This is a genomic window from uncultured Neptuniibacter sp., assembly GCF_947498015.1.
Taxonomy (GTDB): domain Bacteria; phylum Pseudomonadota; class Gammaproteobacteria; order Pseudomonadales; family Balneatricaceae; genus Neptuniibacter.
Genome location: NZ_CANMIR010000006.1, coordinates 115,618 through 130,739, shown reverse-complemented (window position 1 = coordinate 130,739; position 15,122 = coordinate 115,618). Strand labels below are relative to the sequence as shown.

The following is a 15,122-nucleotide window of genomic DNA, read 5'->3' as shown; positions in this document are numbered from 1 at the left end:
CACTCCCGATTAAAAGTTATACCGAATACCCAGCATTACCTGCTGACGCTCGTATTCATATAGTTCGATATTCGATTCGGCCTCGGCATAATTATAATTTGCCAACAAGGTCCACTCTTTGTTCAGCCCCCACTCCACAGCGAGGTTAAACGCAGAATAATCCTCTTCACGCTTTACGCTGTAGATCCAGTCTTCACCACGATAGTCACTGGATTGATAGATAATGGAAGGGGTTAGGGTCAGGTTAGCCTGCGGCGATAACTGCACACCAAGGCTCGCACCATAAAATGATCGATCTGCTTCTGCATTGGCAAGCAGCCCATCCTCATCAGGAGTTTCATCCCCAACAAAAACGCCAGCAAACCAGATTGGTGTCCCCCAGCCCTGACCCGCATATAGCAGATTGGCTCCTAAGGTCGATTGTGTTGAGTCTCTGTAATCAGACTGATCATAGGTTAATTCATTAATCGACAATGAGGTGCGTAATACCGAGCGTTTGCTCAATTGGTGAGACCATCCGACATTGATGCCGTAGAGATCTCTATACTCATCATCGTCCAGATAGTATTTCTGGCCGGTAAGGCCTACCTGAATCTGATCACGCTCATAGTTCCATCTATGTGCCGCTGAGAGTGACAGGTTACGATAATCCTGTTCAACTTCAGTGTCGTAGAAGCGCAAATCTGCATCCGCATTTAAGAGCAGCGTGGCCCTGGTTGAGTAATCATGCTCCAGAACAGCCCCCAACTTAACTTGAGAGAAAACATCACTTCTGCCCAACGCTTCATTAGTCAGTATGACGACTGTAGGTTCAGAATCTGGACCACTGTTAATATTGGAATCGTAACCACCCCAAAGCTCCACAAAACTTTTAAAACGGGTTTTCTCTACGGCAGTTTTCTGAGAGATAAGATCCAGAAAGCCCTGGATCCGGGTTTTAACTAAGGCGGGAGGATTCACACTCAAAACCTGAACAAACAGTTCACGGGCTTTAGCATGATGTCCAAGATAATAATAAGCTCTGGCCAGTTCAAGACGAGCCAGGTTATGACCGGGTTGTAACAATAAAACGCGCTCCAGAGCGAAGACCCCCTCACTCACTCTGCCACTATCAACTGCAGCCACGCCATAGAGAAAATCAAACGCAGGATCACCTTCATTCTCATCCAATAGCTGAGCAGCTAATCTGTAAGCCTGCTGACTGTCCCCCTGATCAATATATGCCTGAATCTGTTTCAGATCAGCATGGCTGTATCCCGAAAGCAGGAACAAACCGATAGCTACCGTACTTACAATATGCGTTTTCACCCTTCACCCCAGAACGACCTTTTAGTCCAATTCAAACACTATCAGGGATTTTCAGGAACTACCATATCCCTCTTTGGTTTAGTGGAATGAATCAGGATAAACCCAAAACTCAACGCCTTAAATTATCCCCATCAGGTCGTGATTGAATCGGATTATTCAGCCCGGGATAGATATTAAGATTATTATTTGGCGCGGGAGAACCGGTTTGCGGTGTTCGCTGCCCCTGAGACGGAGAGGATTGCTGAATATTCAATGCAGGAACCGCTGGTTGCACTAAGGGTACCGAGTGCAGATTTAAACGACCTTGATATTTTGTAAGAGGAGCTTTACTCACTGAGATCCTCTTCCCTCCAATAAAAAAGAATTCTCCTGCAGCGACCTCAGTGATTCGCTCATCCTGCTTGACGACAACCGCTCCCTCAAGCACATAACCGTGTAACCCTTGCTCTCCCTGCCCCCGTTGAGAACAACTCAGATCACAATAAAACAGATCATAATGCGTTCCCCTGACACCGATGGTCGCTATCGGTGTACGGACTTCATAATGATCAGGATCCGCTGAACTGATGGCACCGGTTATAGTTCTCATCCCACCACGTAATAGTCGATAGAAAGAATGTCCCTTTTGTGGCTGCTCTTGAGAAAACCGGTACTCTTCGACTGTAAAAGCAGTCAATGGCCTTAATGATAGCCGGGAGCCATCGCTAAATTTTAGCTGCAACCTTCCTTTTTGGCCGGTTTCGATCTGATCACGCTCGAAAATATCAGACTTTCGCTTTAACTTACGCACCGCTTCTTTAGGTTGTTTTGCCGTGTTTTCACCCAAGCTCAAAACAACTGAACCTACCGTTCCTGCGAATACGAAGGCAGGCCATACTGCCATGCAACTTAAAACCAGCACTCTGAGCATCATATCTCACCTGTTTTTTACTTAACTCACAAAACTCTTTTGCTTTAAAGATTGCAGCTCGTCACGATATTTAGCCGCCAATTCAAACTCCAAGTCTTTAGACGCTTCATACATTTTATCTTCCAGTCGGGTCATCGCTTTAGCCAACTCTTTCGGCGAAAGCTGAGAGGCATCAACCTGATAGTCCCCAGCCTGATCAGCGACTTTCTTAGCTGTTCTTGAGGCTTTACGGCCCGGAATAGTACTGGCGCCCTCCATAATATCCGCAACAGATTTGCTGATCCCTTTCGGCACAATCCCATTAGCCTCATTAAACGCCAGTTGCTTATTTCTGCGTCGTTCAGTCTCATCCATCGCTCGCTGCATCGAGCCGGTAATCTTATCGGCATACAGGATCGCCTTACCGTTCACATTTCGTGCCGCTCGACCGATCGTCTGAATCATAGAGGTTTCTGAACGCAGGAATCCCTCTTTATCAGCATCCAGTATGGTCACCAGAGAGACCTCTGGCATATCTATCCCTTCACGCAGAAGGTTGATCCCGACCAATACATCAAACTCACCGATCCGAAGATCACGGATAATCTCAACCCGCTCCACCGTATCAATATCTGAGTGCAGATAACGTACTTTCACTCCATGCTCATCCAGGTATTCTGTCAGATCTTCAGCCATCCGTTTGGTCAATACAGTGACAACAATACGCTCCTGCTTTGCCACCACCTTACGAATTTCAGACAGCAGGTCATCAACCTGCGTCGTTGCAGGCCTGACCTCCACAACCGGATCAACAAGGCCCGTTGGCCTGACCACCTGCTCAACAACCTGCTGCTGATTGGCCGCTTCATATTTGCTCGGAGTCGCTGAGACAAAGATCATCTGCGGCGACTCTCGCTCCCACTCTTCAAACTTCATGGGGCGGTTATCCAGCGCCGAAGGCAGACGGAATCCATATTCAACCAGCGTCTCTTTACGCGAGCGATCACCCCGATACATTGCTCCTATCTGTGGCACCGTAACATGGGACTCATCGATCACGAGCAAGGCATCATCCGGCAGGTAGTCGAACAGGGTGGGAGGGGCTTCTCCCGGATCCCGCCCTGAGAGGTAGCGGGAGTAGTTTTCAATTCCCGAGCAGTAACCCAACTCCATGATCATCTCCATATCATAGAGAGTCCTCTGCTCCAGACGCTGTGCTTCAACCAGTTTTTGATTCTCACGTAGCTGTTCAAGCCGATCTCGCAACTCGTCCTTAATTTTATCCACAGCGGCCAGCAATGTTTCACGCGGTGTAACATAGTGAGATTTGGGATAGATGGTGGCACGGGGCACCCGCCTCAGAACCTCGCCGGTCAGCGGATCGAAATAACTGATCTCCTCAATCTCTTCATCGAACAGCTCAATTCGAACCGCCTCCTTTTCCGATTCAGCCGGGAAAATATCGATAACATCCCCACGAACCCGATAGGTACCTCGATGCAACTCAACATCATTCCGTGTGTATTGAAGTTCAGCCAAACGCCGCAGGATTGCGCGCTGATCAATCACATCACCACGATCAACATGCAACATCATACTGAGATAGGATTTAGGGTCACCCAAACCGTAGATTGCAGATACCGTTGCCACAATGATCGCATCATCCCTTTCGAGTAGCGCCTTGGTCGCCGAGAGCCGCATCTGCTCAATATGATCATTGATCGACGCATCTTTCTCGATAAACGTATCAGAGGATGGAACGTAGGCTTCCGGCTGATAATAGTCGTAATATGAAACAAAGTACTCAACCGAGTTATCCGGGAAAAACTCTTTAAATTCCCCATAAAGCTGCGCGGCGAGTGTTTTATTATGCGCCATAATGATCGTTGGGCGCTGCACTTCTGCAATCACATTCGCTACCGTAAAGGTCTTACCTGAGCCTGTCACACCCAGTAGTGTCTGCGCAGCTAAACCAGACTCAATACCATCAACCAGTTCGCTGATCGCCTGAGGCTGATCTCCTGCCGGTGTAAAACTGGAGTGAACTTTAAAACGCTCTTTCATAGCTGTTCCGCATCATCGGGAAAACCTTGGATTATATCCCACTCCAAGCCATTTTCATGTGCTGATAGAACGCTAAGCTCCCAATCTCAAATTCCAAAAGTTTCCTTTAATCAATTTATTGATCCAAAAGGCTATTATTTCTACATTTCAGGATTCATGCAGGCTTTTCTTTGCTGTATCATTGTCTGGTTTGGAAAAACCCTGAAGAAATTCTCGAAAAAAGGTTTTTCTGCTGATTAATGTCGGTATCTGTTTTACAGATCTGTTTATTGAGGAACTAGGCTTGAACGTTCAACTTTCAGACCGCGTCAACAACATCAAACCTTCTCCAACGCTGGCGGTAACAAACCGAGCAGCTGAACTGCGCGCGGCAGGTAAGAACATTATTGGCCTGGGTGCTGGCGAGCCCGATTTTGATACCCCGGATCACATCAAACAGGCTGCCATCCAGGCATTGAATGAAGGTTTCACAAAATACACTGCAGTTGATGGCACACCGGCATTAAAAACAGCCATTATTAACAAGTTCAAGAATGATAATAATCTTGAATACGCAGCAAACCAGATTCTGGTCTCCTGTGGTGGTAAACAAAGTTTCTTTAACCTCTCACTGGCACTACTAAATGAAGGTGATGAGGTCGTTGTTCCTGCACCTTACTGGGTCTCTTACCCAGATATGGTCATTATGGCCGATGCAAAGCCTGTCATTGTAAGCACCACTCAGGAACAGCGTTTCAAGATGACCCCAGCTCAACTTGAAGCGGCCATTACAGAAAAAACTCGCCTTGTCGTGTTGAACAGCCCGTCCAACCCAACCGGGGTTGCTTACACAGAAGAGGAGCTGAAAGCTCTTGGCGAAGTAATTCTGAAGCATCCTCAGATCATGGTTGCGACAGATGATATGTACGAACATATCCGTTTTAACGATGCCCCGTTCGTCAACATCCTGAATGCTTGCCCTGAGCTTTATGATCGTACGATCGTACTCAATGGCGTTTCAAAAGCTTACTCCATGACTGGGTGGCGTATCGGATACGCAGCTGGCCCTGCAAAACTGATCGGTGCGATGAAAAAGATCCAGTCTCAAAGCACCTCAAACCCAACCTCAATCTCACAGGTTGCTGCTCAAGCTGCACTTGAAAGCTCACAGGAGTGTGTAGCAGAGATGGTTGTTGCGTTCAAAGAGCGCCATCAGTATGTGGTTGATACGCTAAACAGCATCAAAAATGTAGATTGTATCCCTGCAGATGGTACATTCTATGCGTTCCCAAGCTTCCAGAAAGTGATCGACAATGATGACCGTTTCAGTAACGACATTGAGTTGGCCGAATTTCTTCTGAATGAAGCGGGGGTTGCCTTAGTACCTGGATCAGCATTTGGTGCACCGGGTAATATGCGCCTCTCGTTTGCGACCAGCCTTGATGTATTGGAAGATGCACTAGGCCGCATTCGTAACGCTCTAGAAGGCTAAGTTCCAGCATGGATAGATAAACCGAGTCTTAGTACTCGGTTTTTTTTGCTTTAAACAATATCCCTGCGGAACCATCTGGACTGCCTCTAATCAGACATTCCAAACCACATCAGGAGAGAAAATAAGATGCTGGATAAATTCAGTTGCTTCAGCCGGTCAATCTGGTATTGGCTGAGCCTGATAATTATTGGTCTATTAATGGAAGGAATTGCCCTCTTCTATCAATATGGTTTGGACTACGGCCCCTGTGTACTCTGCATTCATGTGCGTATCTGGGTGATGTTTCTGGTATTAGTAGCCACACTCGGCCTATTAACAAGAAAACACCAAGGGATGGGGCGCGTGAGTCACTTACTGGTATTTCTCAGTAGCCTTGGTCTGAGTGAACGCTCATATCAGACACTAGCGGTAGAAAGAGGCTGGATTATTGACAGCTGCAGCATGGATAGCGGCCTGCCTGAATGGTTTGCACTGGATAAGTGGATCCCTCATATGTTCGAACCCTGGGAGCCTTGTGGCTATACCCCTGAGCTCCTGCTCAAGATAACGATGGCTGAAGGGTTGATCGCTTTTTCCTTGCTACTTTCCCTCACCGCACTAACCCTCTTTATTCTTCAATTCCGCACCCGATGAATTGCACCCAGAGAGCCTGGCTCTCTGAGCTTTTTCGTTATTAATCCGCACAGATCTGTCAATGACTTACTCTTCAGGTCCGGTCATGATCTTAAGATGAGCAACAGTCTGTGCAATGACGATGAAACTTTCGCCCCGCTTTTTGAAATTTATTTTGAATATCTACCCGCCCTACCTCGGCGCGGGTATCCATATCAGCCATATTAGCCGTGACTGGTCAGAGATCGATGTGGCTATGCAGGTACGCTGGTACAACAAAAATGCTGTTGGGACACACTTTGGTGGCAGCATCTATTCAATGACAGATCCTCACCTGATGCTTTTACTGATGCAGAGACTGGGTAAGGGCTACTGGATTTGGGACAAAGCCGCTGAGATCAACTTTATAAAAGCAACAGATAAGAGAATCACGGCCAAAATCACCCTCGATAAAGCACAGGTCAAAGAGGTCATCGATAAAACCGCATCAGGCAAGAAGTACCTTCCCACGTTTGTGATTCCTGTTTATGACGACCAGAAAAATCTGATCGCCACGGTTAAGAAAACACTCTATATCAAAAAAAGATGAGGCCGTGCTGCGACTTTAAGACAGGCATAAAAAAGCCCGCTATAAAAGCGGGCAAAAAACAGGATGTTACTAAATAGAGGTTTAACAAGTGTATGCAGGCGCCCTCTGACGGTCTGAACGGGAACTACTTAACAGACGCTTCAACACCTTAGACAGGGTTTTAAGACTAGCTGCTACAACTTCGCCGCGCTGCTGCTTAGCTTGCGCAATGTAGTAAGCAGTATCTACTTCGCCTGATGGTTTAAGACGTACTGAAATTTCCTGTTCTACCTGCATATATACACCAAATTAAATCAACAAAACTAAAAACAAAAATGAAGCCCCGCTACTCGAACAATTTGATTCATTAAGATCAATCACAGAAAAAGTCTCTTAACTATCTGTAATTACACGAAGTTGAATCAAATGTTGATTAACGATATGGCGTATACTAAAGTCTAAACACAATATACTCAAACGACAGTTTCTCACTCGTTAGGTGAATTTTTCTAATCATAAGGAGTCCGGGCTATCAGAAAGCTCCCCCCCCTGAACTCGCTGCGAAGCTTTGAAGCCGCTGCACGGCATGGAAGTTTTAATAAAGCCGCGGAAGAGCTTTTCGTCACACCTTCGGCAGTCAGTCACCAGATCAAAGGGCTCGAAGAGTTCCTCGGAATGACCCTGTTTGAACGCATTAAGCGCAGAGTTGAACTGACTTCTGCAGGCGAGCGTTATCTGGTATCAGTCCAGTCTGCGTTAGATGAGATCGATGAAGCCACTCGCAAACTGATGACAACCCCCAACACTGGCGTTGTAAATCTCAGTGTCGCACCCGCATTCCTCACACGTTGGCTGGTTCCTCGGATCAATCACTTCCAGAGCCGTAACCCTGATGTAGAGTTACGACTGACCGCCTCCATGAAGCAGATTGACTTCCGCTACAGCGATATGGATATGGCCGTTTTCTATGGAGATGGTAACTGGCCTGATATGCACTGCCATCTACTACGAAATGTTCATTCAGTACCTGTTTGCAGCCCAAAGCTACTGGAGGGTAAGAGTGCTGTTCAATCCGCCGAAGATCTGCTCAAGCACACGCTAATCCATGTATCCAAACGTGATAAAGAGTGGCAATCACTACTCAGACAAAATGGTGTTAAACGTACAGATCAAGCACATAACATGACATTTTCCAGCACATCTCTGGCATTGGGCGCTGCTATGGAGGGCCTGGGTATAGCACTGGCTGACCGAGGTCTGGCAGAACGGGAATTGGAGTATGGTCAGTTGATCTGCCCACTGGATATCTCATTAGACACACACAAATCGTTCTATCTGGTCTACCAGAAAGGCAGAGCCCTGACTGAGAGTATGCAGGCATTCCGGGAATGGATTCTGGAAGAGATGCAGACAGAACAGCGTAACCTGAATGGAGGGGAATCCAGCACAGGGTAACTCATCCCTCTCTGGCGCGATGGGTCAACTCCAACAGCTGGAGAGTTCCCTTTAAACTCAATAAAGTGCAACTATCATCAACCAGCAGAACAGATTGTTGCAAATCTTTACATAATAGAGCGTTGTTCGTAAAACCCACAGGTTTACAATAGCGTCCTTAAATAACATATCCTGAGATCAAGAAATGCGAACGGTAAAAAATGGATACCTAGCAGCAATACTGCTGCTAACATCATCGCTATGGACACTTTCTGCGCACGCACAAGGGCTCCCGGCTGAGGTTATTACGGTCAAAACTCAGCAGCTCGATAAAAAGATCTCAGCTGTCGGTAATCTGCGGGCGAATGAATCTATTATTCTGCGCCCAGAACAGGCTGGCCGGATTGAAAAAATTCATTTCCAGGAGGGTGAATTTGTCACCGCGGGAAAGGCACTCTTCTCCCTGGATCGTTCGATCTATACAGCTGAACTTAAAGAAGCTCAGGCACGCGTAAAACTTAGTCAAACAGATTACGATCGAGCTCGGAGTCTATTAAAAAAACGTGTGGGCTCTGCTCAGGAACGAGACAGCACACTGGCACAACTACGTGTTGATCAGGCCCGTGAAGCCCTGGCTCAGGCTCATCTCGATAAGATGACGATTAAAGCCCCCTTCTCCGGTTTCACAGGACTTCGCCTGGTCAGTCCGGGAGATTATGTCAATCAGGGTGCAAATCTCGTTGAACTCACGGATTACAGCCAACTGAAGGTCGATTTCCGGGTACCCGAGATCTATCTCTCTGAACTAAAACCTGGACGTGAGCTTGCCATCAAAGTCGATGCACTCCCAGGGGAACCGATTATGGGGAAGATCATCGCAGTGGCTCCCGGTTCAGATACAAACGCTCATAACATTGAGATCCGAGCAGGGATTCCAAATAATGACGGCCAGCTACGTCCCGGGCTCTTTGCACAGGTCGATATTCTTGTGGATCAGCAAACCAGTGTTGTCATCCCGGAGCAGGCTATCATTCCGAAAGACGGTATGTTTTTTGTAATGACCGTTGTCGAGGGTAAGGTTGCTATGTCCCCTGTTACCCTGGGCCAACGCAGACCCGGAGTGGTTCAGATCATTGAAGGATTAACGCAGGGAGAGATCCTGATCACAGCGGGCCAGATCAAACTGTTCCCCGGCATGCCTGTAACCCCCATCTATGTTGATGGCAGTCAATCGACTCCCCCCCCGTCTGATCAGCAGGGAGGCTAATCATGATATTGTCCGACATCAGCATCAAACGTCCGGTGCTGGCGACTGTGATGAGCATTCTGGTCTTACTGATTGGCCTGCTTGCCTATGATCGCCTGACGGTACGCGAATACCCAAAGATCGATCTGCCAGTAGTCACGGTGGAAACGACCTACCCCGGAGCCAGCGCATCAATTATTGAAACGCAGGTTACTCAGATCATTGAAGATTCGCTTTCCGGTATCGAAGGGATCGATTTTATGAATTCGATCAGCCGGACCGAAAAATCACAGATCAGTATCACCTTCAAAATCGACCGTGACCCAGATTCCGCAGCAGCCGATGTACGTGACCGTGTCAGCCGTGTCATCGGGCAACTCCCCGACGATGTTGACCCACCGGTTGTAGCTAAAACCGAAGCTGACGCGCAACCGATTATCTGGCTCGCTTTTAATTCTGATCGCCATAATATTATGGAGGTCACCGAGGTCGCCGACCAACAGGTTAAGGATCAGTTACAGACGGTTTCTGGTGTTGCCAATGTATTGATCTTTGGTGAGCGCAAGTATTCGATGCGTATCTGGCTTGATCCTGCGCGAATGGCTGCGTACAAGGTGATACCTAAAGATATCGAAGACACCCTCAAAACCCAGAATGTTGAGATACCGGCAGGACGCATCGAAAGTAAAGAGCGTGAATTTACCCTGCTGACCCGAACTGATGTCAATGATATCGACGCATTTAAGCAGCTGATTATTCGTAATGATGACGGCTACCCGGTTAGAATTCAGGATGTCGCTCGTGTTGAGATCGCACCGGAAAATGTCCGTAAACTAACCCGATATAAAGGTGAAAGCGCTGTCGCTCTCGGCGTGGTTAAGCAATCAACCGCCAACCCGCTCGATGTATCCTCGGGCATTAAAGCGACGCTTGATAAAATCTCCCCAACCCTTCCTGAGGGAATGAAGGTTGAGGTCGCTTACGACTCCTCTATTTTTATCGCTGAATCCATTAAGTCTGTATATCAAACACTGATCCAGGCAGGCATTCTGGTCGTTCTGGTTCTGTTTTTCTTCCTCCGAAACATCCGCGCGACCCTGATACCTGTGGTCACGATTCCCCTATCGTTGGTGGGTGCATTTGCGATGATGTACTGGATGGATTTCAGCATCAATACGTTAACCCTGCTCGCTCTGGTGCTCGCCATAGGACTGGTGGTCGATGATGCTATTGTGATGCTGGAAAATATCTACCGCCATGTTGAAGAGGGGCTCTCCCCTATCCAGGCTGCATTCAAAGGTGCAAAAGAGATCGGCTTTGCTGTACTCGCAACCACCATTGTTCTCGTCGCAGTTTTTGCACCGGTGGCGTTTTCTGAAGGCCGAACCGGAAAACTTTTCACTGAGTTTGCTCTTACGCTGGCTGGTGCTGTGGTCGTCTCCACCTTTGTTGCGTTGACCCTATCACCGATGATGTCTTCCCGACTCCTAAAACATGAGACACGCCACAGTGCGATCTTTAACTTAATTGAAGGGTTTCTTCAGAACATCACCCAAGGGTATCAAAACCTTCTCAACAAGTTACTCAGTTCCCGCGTTCTGACACTGATTATTATGCTGTTCAGTTTTGGTGGGGCCGCATACTTCTACACCCAGCTTCCTCAAGAGCTAGCACCCTACGAAGACAGGGGCACTATTTTAAACTTTGCCTTGGCGCCCGACGGTTCGTCAGTGGACTACATTGACCGCTATACCCGCCAGATCGAAGCGACAATCAGTCAAACTCCAGAAACCGATCGCTATTTTGCAGTAGTCGGCTTTCCATCTGAAACCAATGCGATGGTATTCCAGGGACTCGATAGATGGGAGGAGCGAGATCGCAAACAGCAAGCGATATCGGCCGAGCAGACTCCCAAACTCTACGGGGGCATTCCCGGCATCATGAGTTTCTCCCTCAACTTGCCCTCGTTAGGCCAGAGTTTCATCTCCCGCCCGGTTGAGTTTATTGTTAAAACTAACGGCTCCTATGAAGATCTGAAACAGGTCACAGATCAGTTGATGCAGAAGATCCATGCCAATAAGGGCTTTGCACAACCAGATTCCGACCTCAAGCTGAATAAACCGGAGCTACAGATTGACGTCAAACGCGACAAACTCTCAGAGATGTCTGTTGATGTCGCGTTGCTTGGCCGCACTCTTGAAACCTATATGGCGGGCAGAGAGGTTACCCGTTTTAAGCGTGATGGTGAGCAGTACGAGGTGATCGTTAAAGTTGATGACCAGCAGCGCCGCGATCCCAGCGACCTGACGGACCTCTATATCCGTTCACAGCAGGGTAATATGGTCCAGCTATCGAACCTGGTCGAGATCAAAGAATCAGTCGCACCTCGTGAACTCAACCATTTCGATAAGGTAAAAGCGGTTAAGATTCAGACTCAACTTGCGCCGGACTACAGCTTGGGTGAAGCCCTCACCTATCTTGAACAGAGTCTGCAGGAGATCGCACCGCAAGCTACTTATGACTACTCGGGCCCATCGCGGGAGTTTAAAACCTCCAGCAGTAGCATGCAGGTTACCTTTGCACTGGCTCTGATTGTTGTGTTTCTCGTGCTGGCGGCCCAATTCGAAAGCTTCAAGAATCCACTGATTATTATGCTCTCTGTGCCTCCCGCGATCTTCGGAGCCCTGTTTGCGCTCAATTACAGCGGGGGAAGCCTGAGTGTGTACAGTCAGATAGGTTTAATCACGTTGGTAGGGCTGGTGACCAAGCATGGTATTCTGATCGTCGAGTTTGCCAACCAGCTGCAGGATCAGGGCAGAGATCTGAGATCAGCAATTATCGAGGCGGCCTCCCTGCGTCTTCGACCAATCCTGATGACAACAGGTGCAACCGTACTGGGTGCACTCCCCTTGGCGATCGCTTTCGGTGCTGGCGCTGAATCTCGCCAGCAGATCGGCTGGGTCATTGTTGGCGGTATGACATTCGGAACATTTTTGACCCTCGTTGTCATACCAACCGTCTATAGTTACTTGGGTAAAAGAACTTTCAAGGAAGTTCAACCTGAACAGGTTTAAGGATGCTCAATTCATGAATGCAAAACAGCTTTTCCAGGTTTCTTTTCTATCATTCGCTATAAGTAGCACCGCACAGGCGGGTGAACTATCTGAGATTTACAAGCTTGCTCTGGCAAATGATCCTCAGCTTAAAGCGGCTGAAGCCTCATTTAATGCAGGCCAAGAGATTGAAGCGCAGAGCCGGGCATCACTGCTCCCCAACCTGAACCTGAACGCGAATACCACTGCTTTTGACACCGACAATGGCGACTTCAACAACCACGGCTATACACTGGCCTTAAGCCAGCCTGTTTTCAACGCTGCAGCCTGGTTCTCATTCAAACAGGGGAAAGCCCTTTCACAACAGGCCGCCGTCAGATTTGATCTGGAACAGCAGAGCCTGATTCGCAGAACCGTAGAATCCTATCTGGGGGTTCTACAGGCCACCAGCGAACTTGAAACCTTTCAGGCGCAGGAGCGGGCGATCAAACGGCGCTTGGATCAGGTCAATGCACAATATGAAGTTGGCTTGATCGCCAATACCGACGTACAGGAAGCCCAGGCTACTTATGATAATGCACGGGTTGCACGCATCACTGCTGAAGGCGAACTGGACAATAGTTATGAAGCATTGGAGCGTTTAACCGGAAAAAGCTTTACCGCGATCAGTTTGCTTTCAGATAAATACCCAATAACCGAACCCTCACCCGCTGAGGCCAAACCCTGGGTAGATAAAGCCTGGCAGGGTAACTTGTCACTTAAACTGGCTGATCTCAGTACTGAAGCAGCCCGGCGGGCTGCACAAGCGGGTCACGCGGGGCACTACCCTACCCTCAGCCTCACCGCAAACTACGATTATGATGAGGGCACCGCAGTCAGTGATAACAGCTCTGATACCTCCTCAATCGGACTCTCACTCTCGGTCCCTATCTTTTCCGGCGGTGCTGTCAGTTCAAAATCACGCGAGCTGGAACAGCGACTCATAGAGAACCAATATAATCGTGAAGATACCCTACGTGAGATCACTCAATCTACACGCAGTCTGTTACGTAACCTACGCACCGGGTCATTAAGTGTTCAGGCGCTCAAACAGAGTATTAAATCCAGCCAGACAGCATTAGAAGCGACTGAAGAGGGTTACAAAGTCGGCACACGAAATGTTGTGGACGTTTTGCAGGCAGAACAGCAACTGTATGCCGCACAGCGTGACTACGCCAACGCACGTTTTAATTTTGTACAGAACCTTATCGCTTTTAAACAACAACTAGGAACACTTAATCCTGAAGACATTCAGGAACTGGATAGCTGGTTACAGTGATCTATAAGGGAGATCTCCCTTTTTTATTCTGTTGAACTGTATAAGCCTGATTTAGAAGGAGCACATTTTGAAACACCTGTATCTGACTACACTGATGGCCTTTCTCACGGTCACATCAATGTTCTCCAACGCTAATGAGAAACCGCTTCCGGCAGTATTGGTTCACACGGTAGAGTCTTCTGACCTGACCCCGACATTTCGTCTTGTTGGGCGAATCGAGGCCACCGAACGTGTCAACCTTCTCACCCGTGTCTCCGGTTTCCTTGAGGAGCGCCTTTTTACAGAAGGCAGAGACATTCAGGCCGATCAGATTCTGTTTAAGATTGAGAAAGAGAACTACGAAATTGCAGTTAAACAGGCTGAAGCGGATCTCGCATCAGCTCGTGCCGGGCTCAAAAATGCACAGGCTAACCTCAACCGAAATAGCCAGCTGAAAAAGCGTAAAGCGATCTCTCAAGCCCAATTTGATCAGGCCGTAGCCGAACGTGATCAGGCGAAAGCACAAGTACTTAAGACCGAAGCAGGCTTACAAAAAGCGCAACTGAACTTGAGTTACACAGAAGTTCATTCTCCGTTTAGTGGGCGTATCGGTAAAGCTAACTTTTCCGTGGGTGATCTGGTAAGCCCGGAAAGCGGAACTCTGGCGACCGTCGTCAAGATAGACGAAGTTTATGTTGAAATGGCTGTCAGTGAGAAGTTGTTGCTGGACGCACGCCGTAAGGGGATCGATCTGGATAACCCTCCTGTCGCACCTCGATTGATTCTTTCCGATGGCAGTATCTACGAACAATCCGGAAGCTTCGATTTTATTTCACCGGAAGTGGATCCTAATACTGACACGATTACCCTTCGTGCGAGCTTCCCCAACCCCAACTATCTGCTGCTACCCGGCGAATTTGTTCATGTTGAGATCAAACGCAAACAAGCTGAAACCGGGATTCAGATTCCACAGTCGGCGGTACAACGTGACCGGGAAGGATATTTTGTCCTGGAAATTGATAGTGAGAACAAAGTCGCTGTAACACGGGTCGAGATGGGTCCTCAAGTTGAGGGGATGTGGCGTGTGATTGAAGGGCTTGAAGAGGGTGATCTTATCATCACAGAGGGTCTGCAAAAGGTGAAACCAGGCATTCAGGTTAATGCGGTAGAGGAGTAAAAC

At 48.1% G+C, this 15,122-nt stretch carries 12 protein-coding genes; 8 read left to right on the top strand and 4 right to left on the bottom strand.

The genetic code is table 11. The annotated features are described in order from the left end of the window. Nucleotides 1–9: 9 nt before the first annotated feature. The 3 genes from Q0882_RS09700 to uvrB all read right to left on the bottom strand — a co-directional run bounded on the left by Q0882_RS09700 (nucleotide 10) and on the right by uvrB (nucleotide 4,261). Nucleotides 10–1,308: a surface lipoprotein assembly modifier gene (locus tag Q0882_RS09700; RefSeq protein ID WP_299180817.1), complete on the bottom strand. Its 1,299-nt coding sequence runs from the start codon at nucleotides 1,306–1,308 to the stop codon at nucleotides 10–12. Between the two features lie 109 nt (nucleotides 1,309–1,417). After that, nucleotides 1,418–2,191 (bottom strand): FecR family protein, encoded by a 774-nt coding sequence (locus Q0882_RS09695; protein ID WP_299180813.1) that lies wholly within the window; start codon nucleotides 2,189–2,191, stop codon nucleotides 1,418–1,420. A 48-nt stretch (nucleotides 2,192–2,239) separates the two neighbouring features. Beyond that, nucleotides 2,240–4,261 carry an excinuclease ABC subunit UvrB gene (uvrB, locus tag Q0882_RS09690; RefSeq protein ID WP_299180812.1) on the bottom strand — a complete coding sequence of 674 codons (2,022 nt, stop codon included), beginning with the start codon at nucleotides 4,259–4,261 and terminating at the stop codon, nucleotides 2,240–2,242. A 283-nt stretch (nucleotides 4,262–4,544) separates the two neighbouring features. Between uvrB and Q0882_RS09685 the strand changes: the two genes are divergently transcribed. From Q0882_RS09685 to Q0882_RS09675, 3 genes are all read left to right on the top strand, one after another. Further along, the gene (locus Q0882_RS09685; protein WP_299180809.1) at nucleotides 4,545–5,732 is read left to right on the top strand and encodes a pyridoxal phosphate-dependent aminotransferase; all 1,188 of its coding nucleotides are present in this window, start codon (nucleotides 4,545–4,547) and stop codon (nucleotides 5,730–5,732) included. A gap of 126 nt (nucleotides 5,733–5,858) precedes the next feature. After that, a complete protein-coding gene (locus Q0882_RS09680; RefSeq protein WP_299180807.1) occupies nucleotides 5,859–6,365 on the top strand; it encodes a disulfide bond formation protein B in 507 nt (168 codons plus the stop codon). Nucleotides 6,366–6,486: 121 nt separating this feature from the next. Further along, on the top strand, nucleotides 6,487–6,933 hold the full coding sequence (locus Q0882_RS09675) for a DUF4442 domain-containing protein (RefSeq protein ID WP_299180804.1): 447 nt from the start codon (nucleotides 6,487–6,489) through the stop codon (nucleotides 6,931–6,933). 81 nt (nucleotides 6,934–7,014) lie between these two features. Here Q0882_RS09675 and Q0882_RS09670 read toward each other — a convergent pair whose 3' ends face one another. Then, nucleotides 7,015–7,209: an RSP_7527 family protein gene (locus Q0882_RS09670; protein WP_299180802.1), complete on the bottom strand. Its 195-nt coding sequence runs from the start codon at nucleotides 7,207–7,209 to the stop codon at nucleotides 7,015–7,017. Between the two features lie 234 nt (nucleotides 7,210–7,443). Between Q0882_RS09670 and gcvA the strand changes: the two genes are divergently transcribed. The 5 genes from gcvA (at nucleotide 7,444) to Q0882_RS09645 (ending at nucleotide 15,119) form a co-directional block, all read left to right on the top strand. Beyond that, nucleotides 7,444–8,367, top strand: a complete 924-nt coding sequence (gene gcvA / locus Q0882_RS09665) for a transcriptional regulator GcvA (RefSeq protein ID WP_299181089.1) — start codon at nucleotides 7,444–7,446, stop codon at nucleotides 8,365–8,367. Nucleotides 8,368–8,551: 184 nt separating this feature from the next. Beyond that, complete coding sequence (locus Q0882_RS09660; protein WP_299180799.1) at nucleotides 8,552–9,613, top strand: efflux RND transporter periplasmic adaptor subunit; 1,062 nt, start codon at nucleotides 8,552–8,554, stop codon at nucleotides 9,611–9,613. A 2-nt stretch (nucleotides 9,614–9,615) separates the two neighbouring features. Further along, nucleotides 9,616–12,666, top strand: a complete 3,051-nt coding sequence (locus tag Q0882_RS09655) for an efflux RND transporter permease subunit (RefSeq protein ID WP_299180796.1) — start codon at nucleotides 9,616–9,618, stop codon at nucleotides 12,664–12,666. 13 nt (nucleotides 12,667–12,679) lie between these two features. After that, nucleotides 12,680–13,963, top strand: a complete 1,284-nt coding sequence (locus tag Q0882_RS09650; protein ID WP_299180793.1) for a TolC family outer membrane protein — start codon at nucleotides 12,680–12,682, stop codon at nucleotides 13,961–13,963. Nucleotides 13,964–14,030: 67 nt separating this feature from the next. Continuing rightward, nucleotides 14,031–15,119: an efflux RND transporter periplasmic adaptor subunit gene (locus Q0882_RS09645; RefSeq protein ID WP_299180790.1), complete on the top strand. Its 1,089-nt coding sequence runs from the start codon at nucleotides 14,031–14,033 to the stop codon at nucleotides 15,117–15,119. The last annotated feature ends 3 nt before the right edge of the window (nucleotides 15,120–15,122 follow it).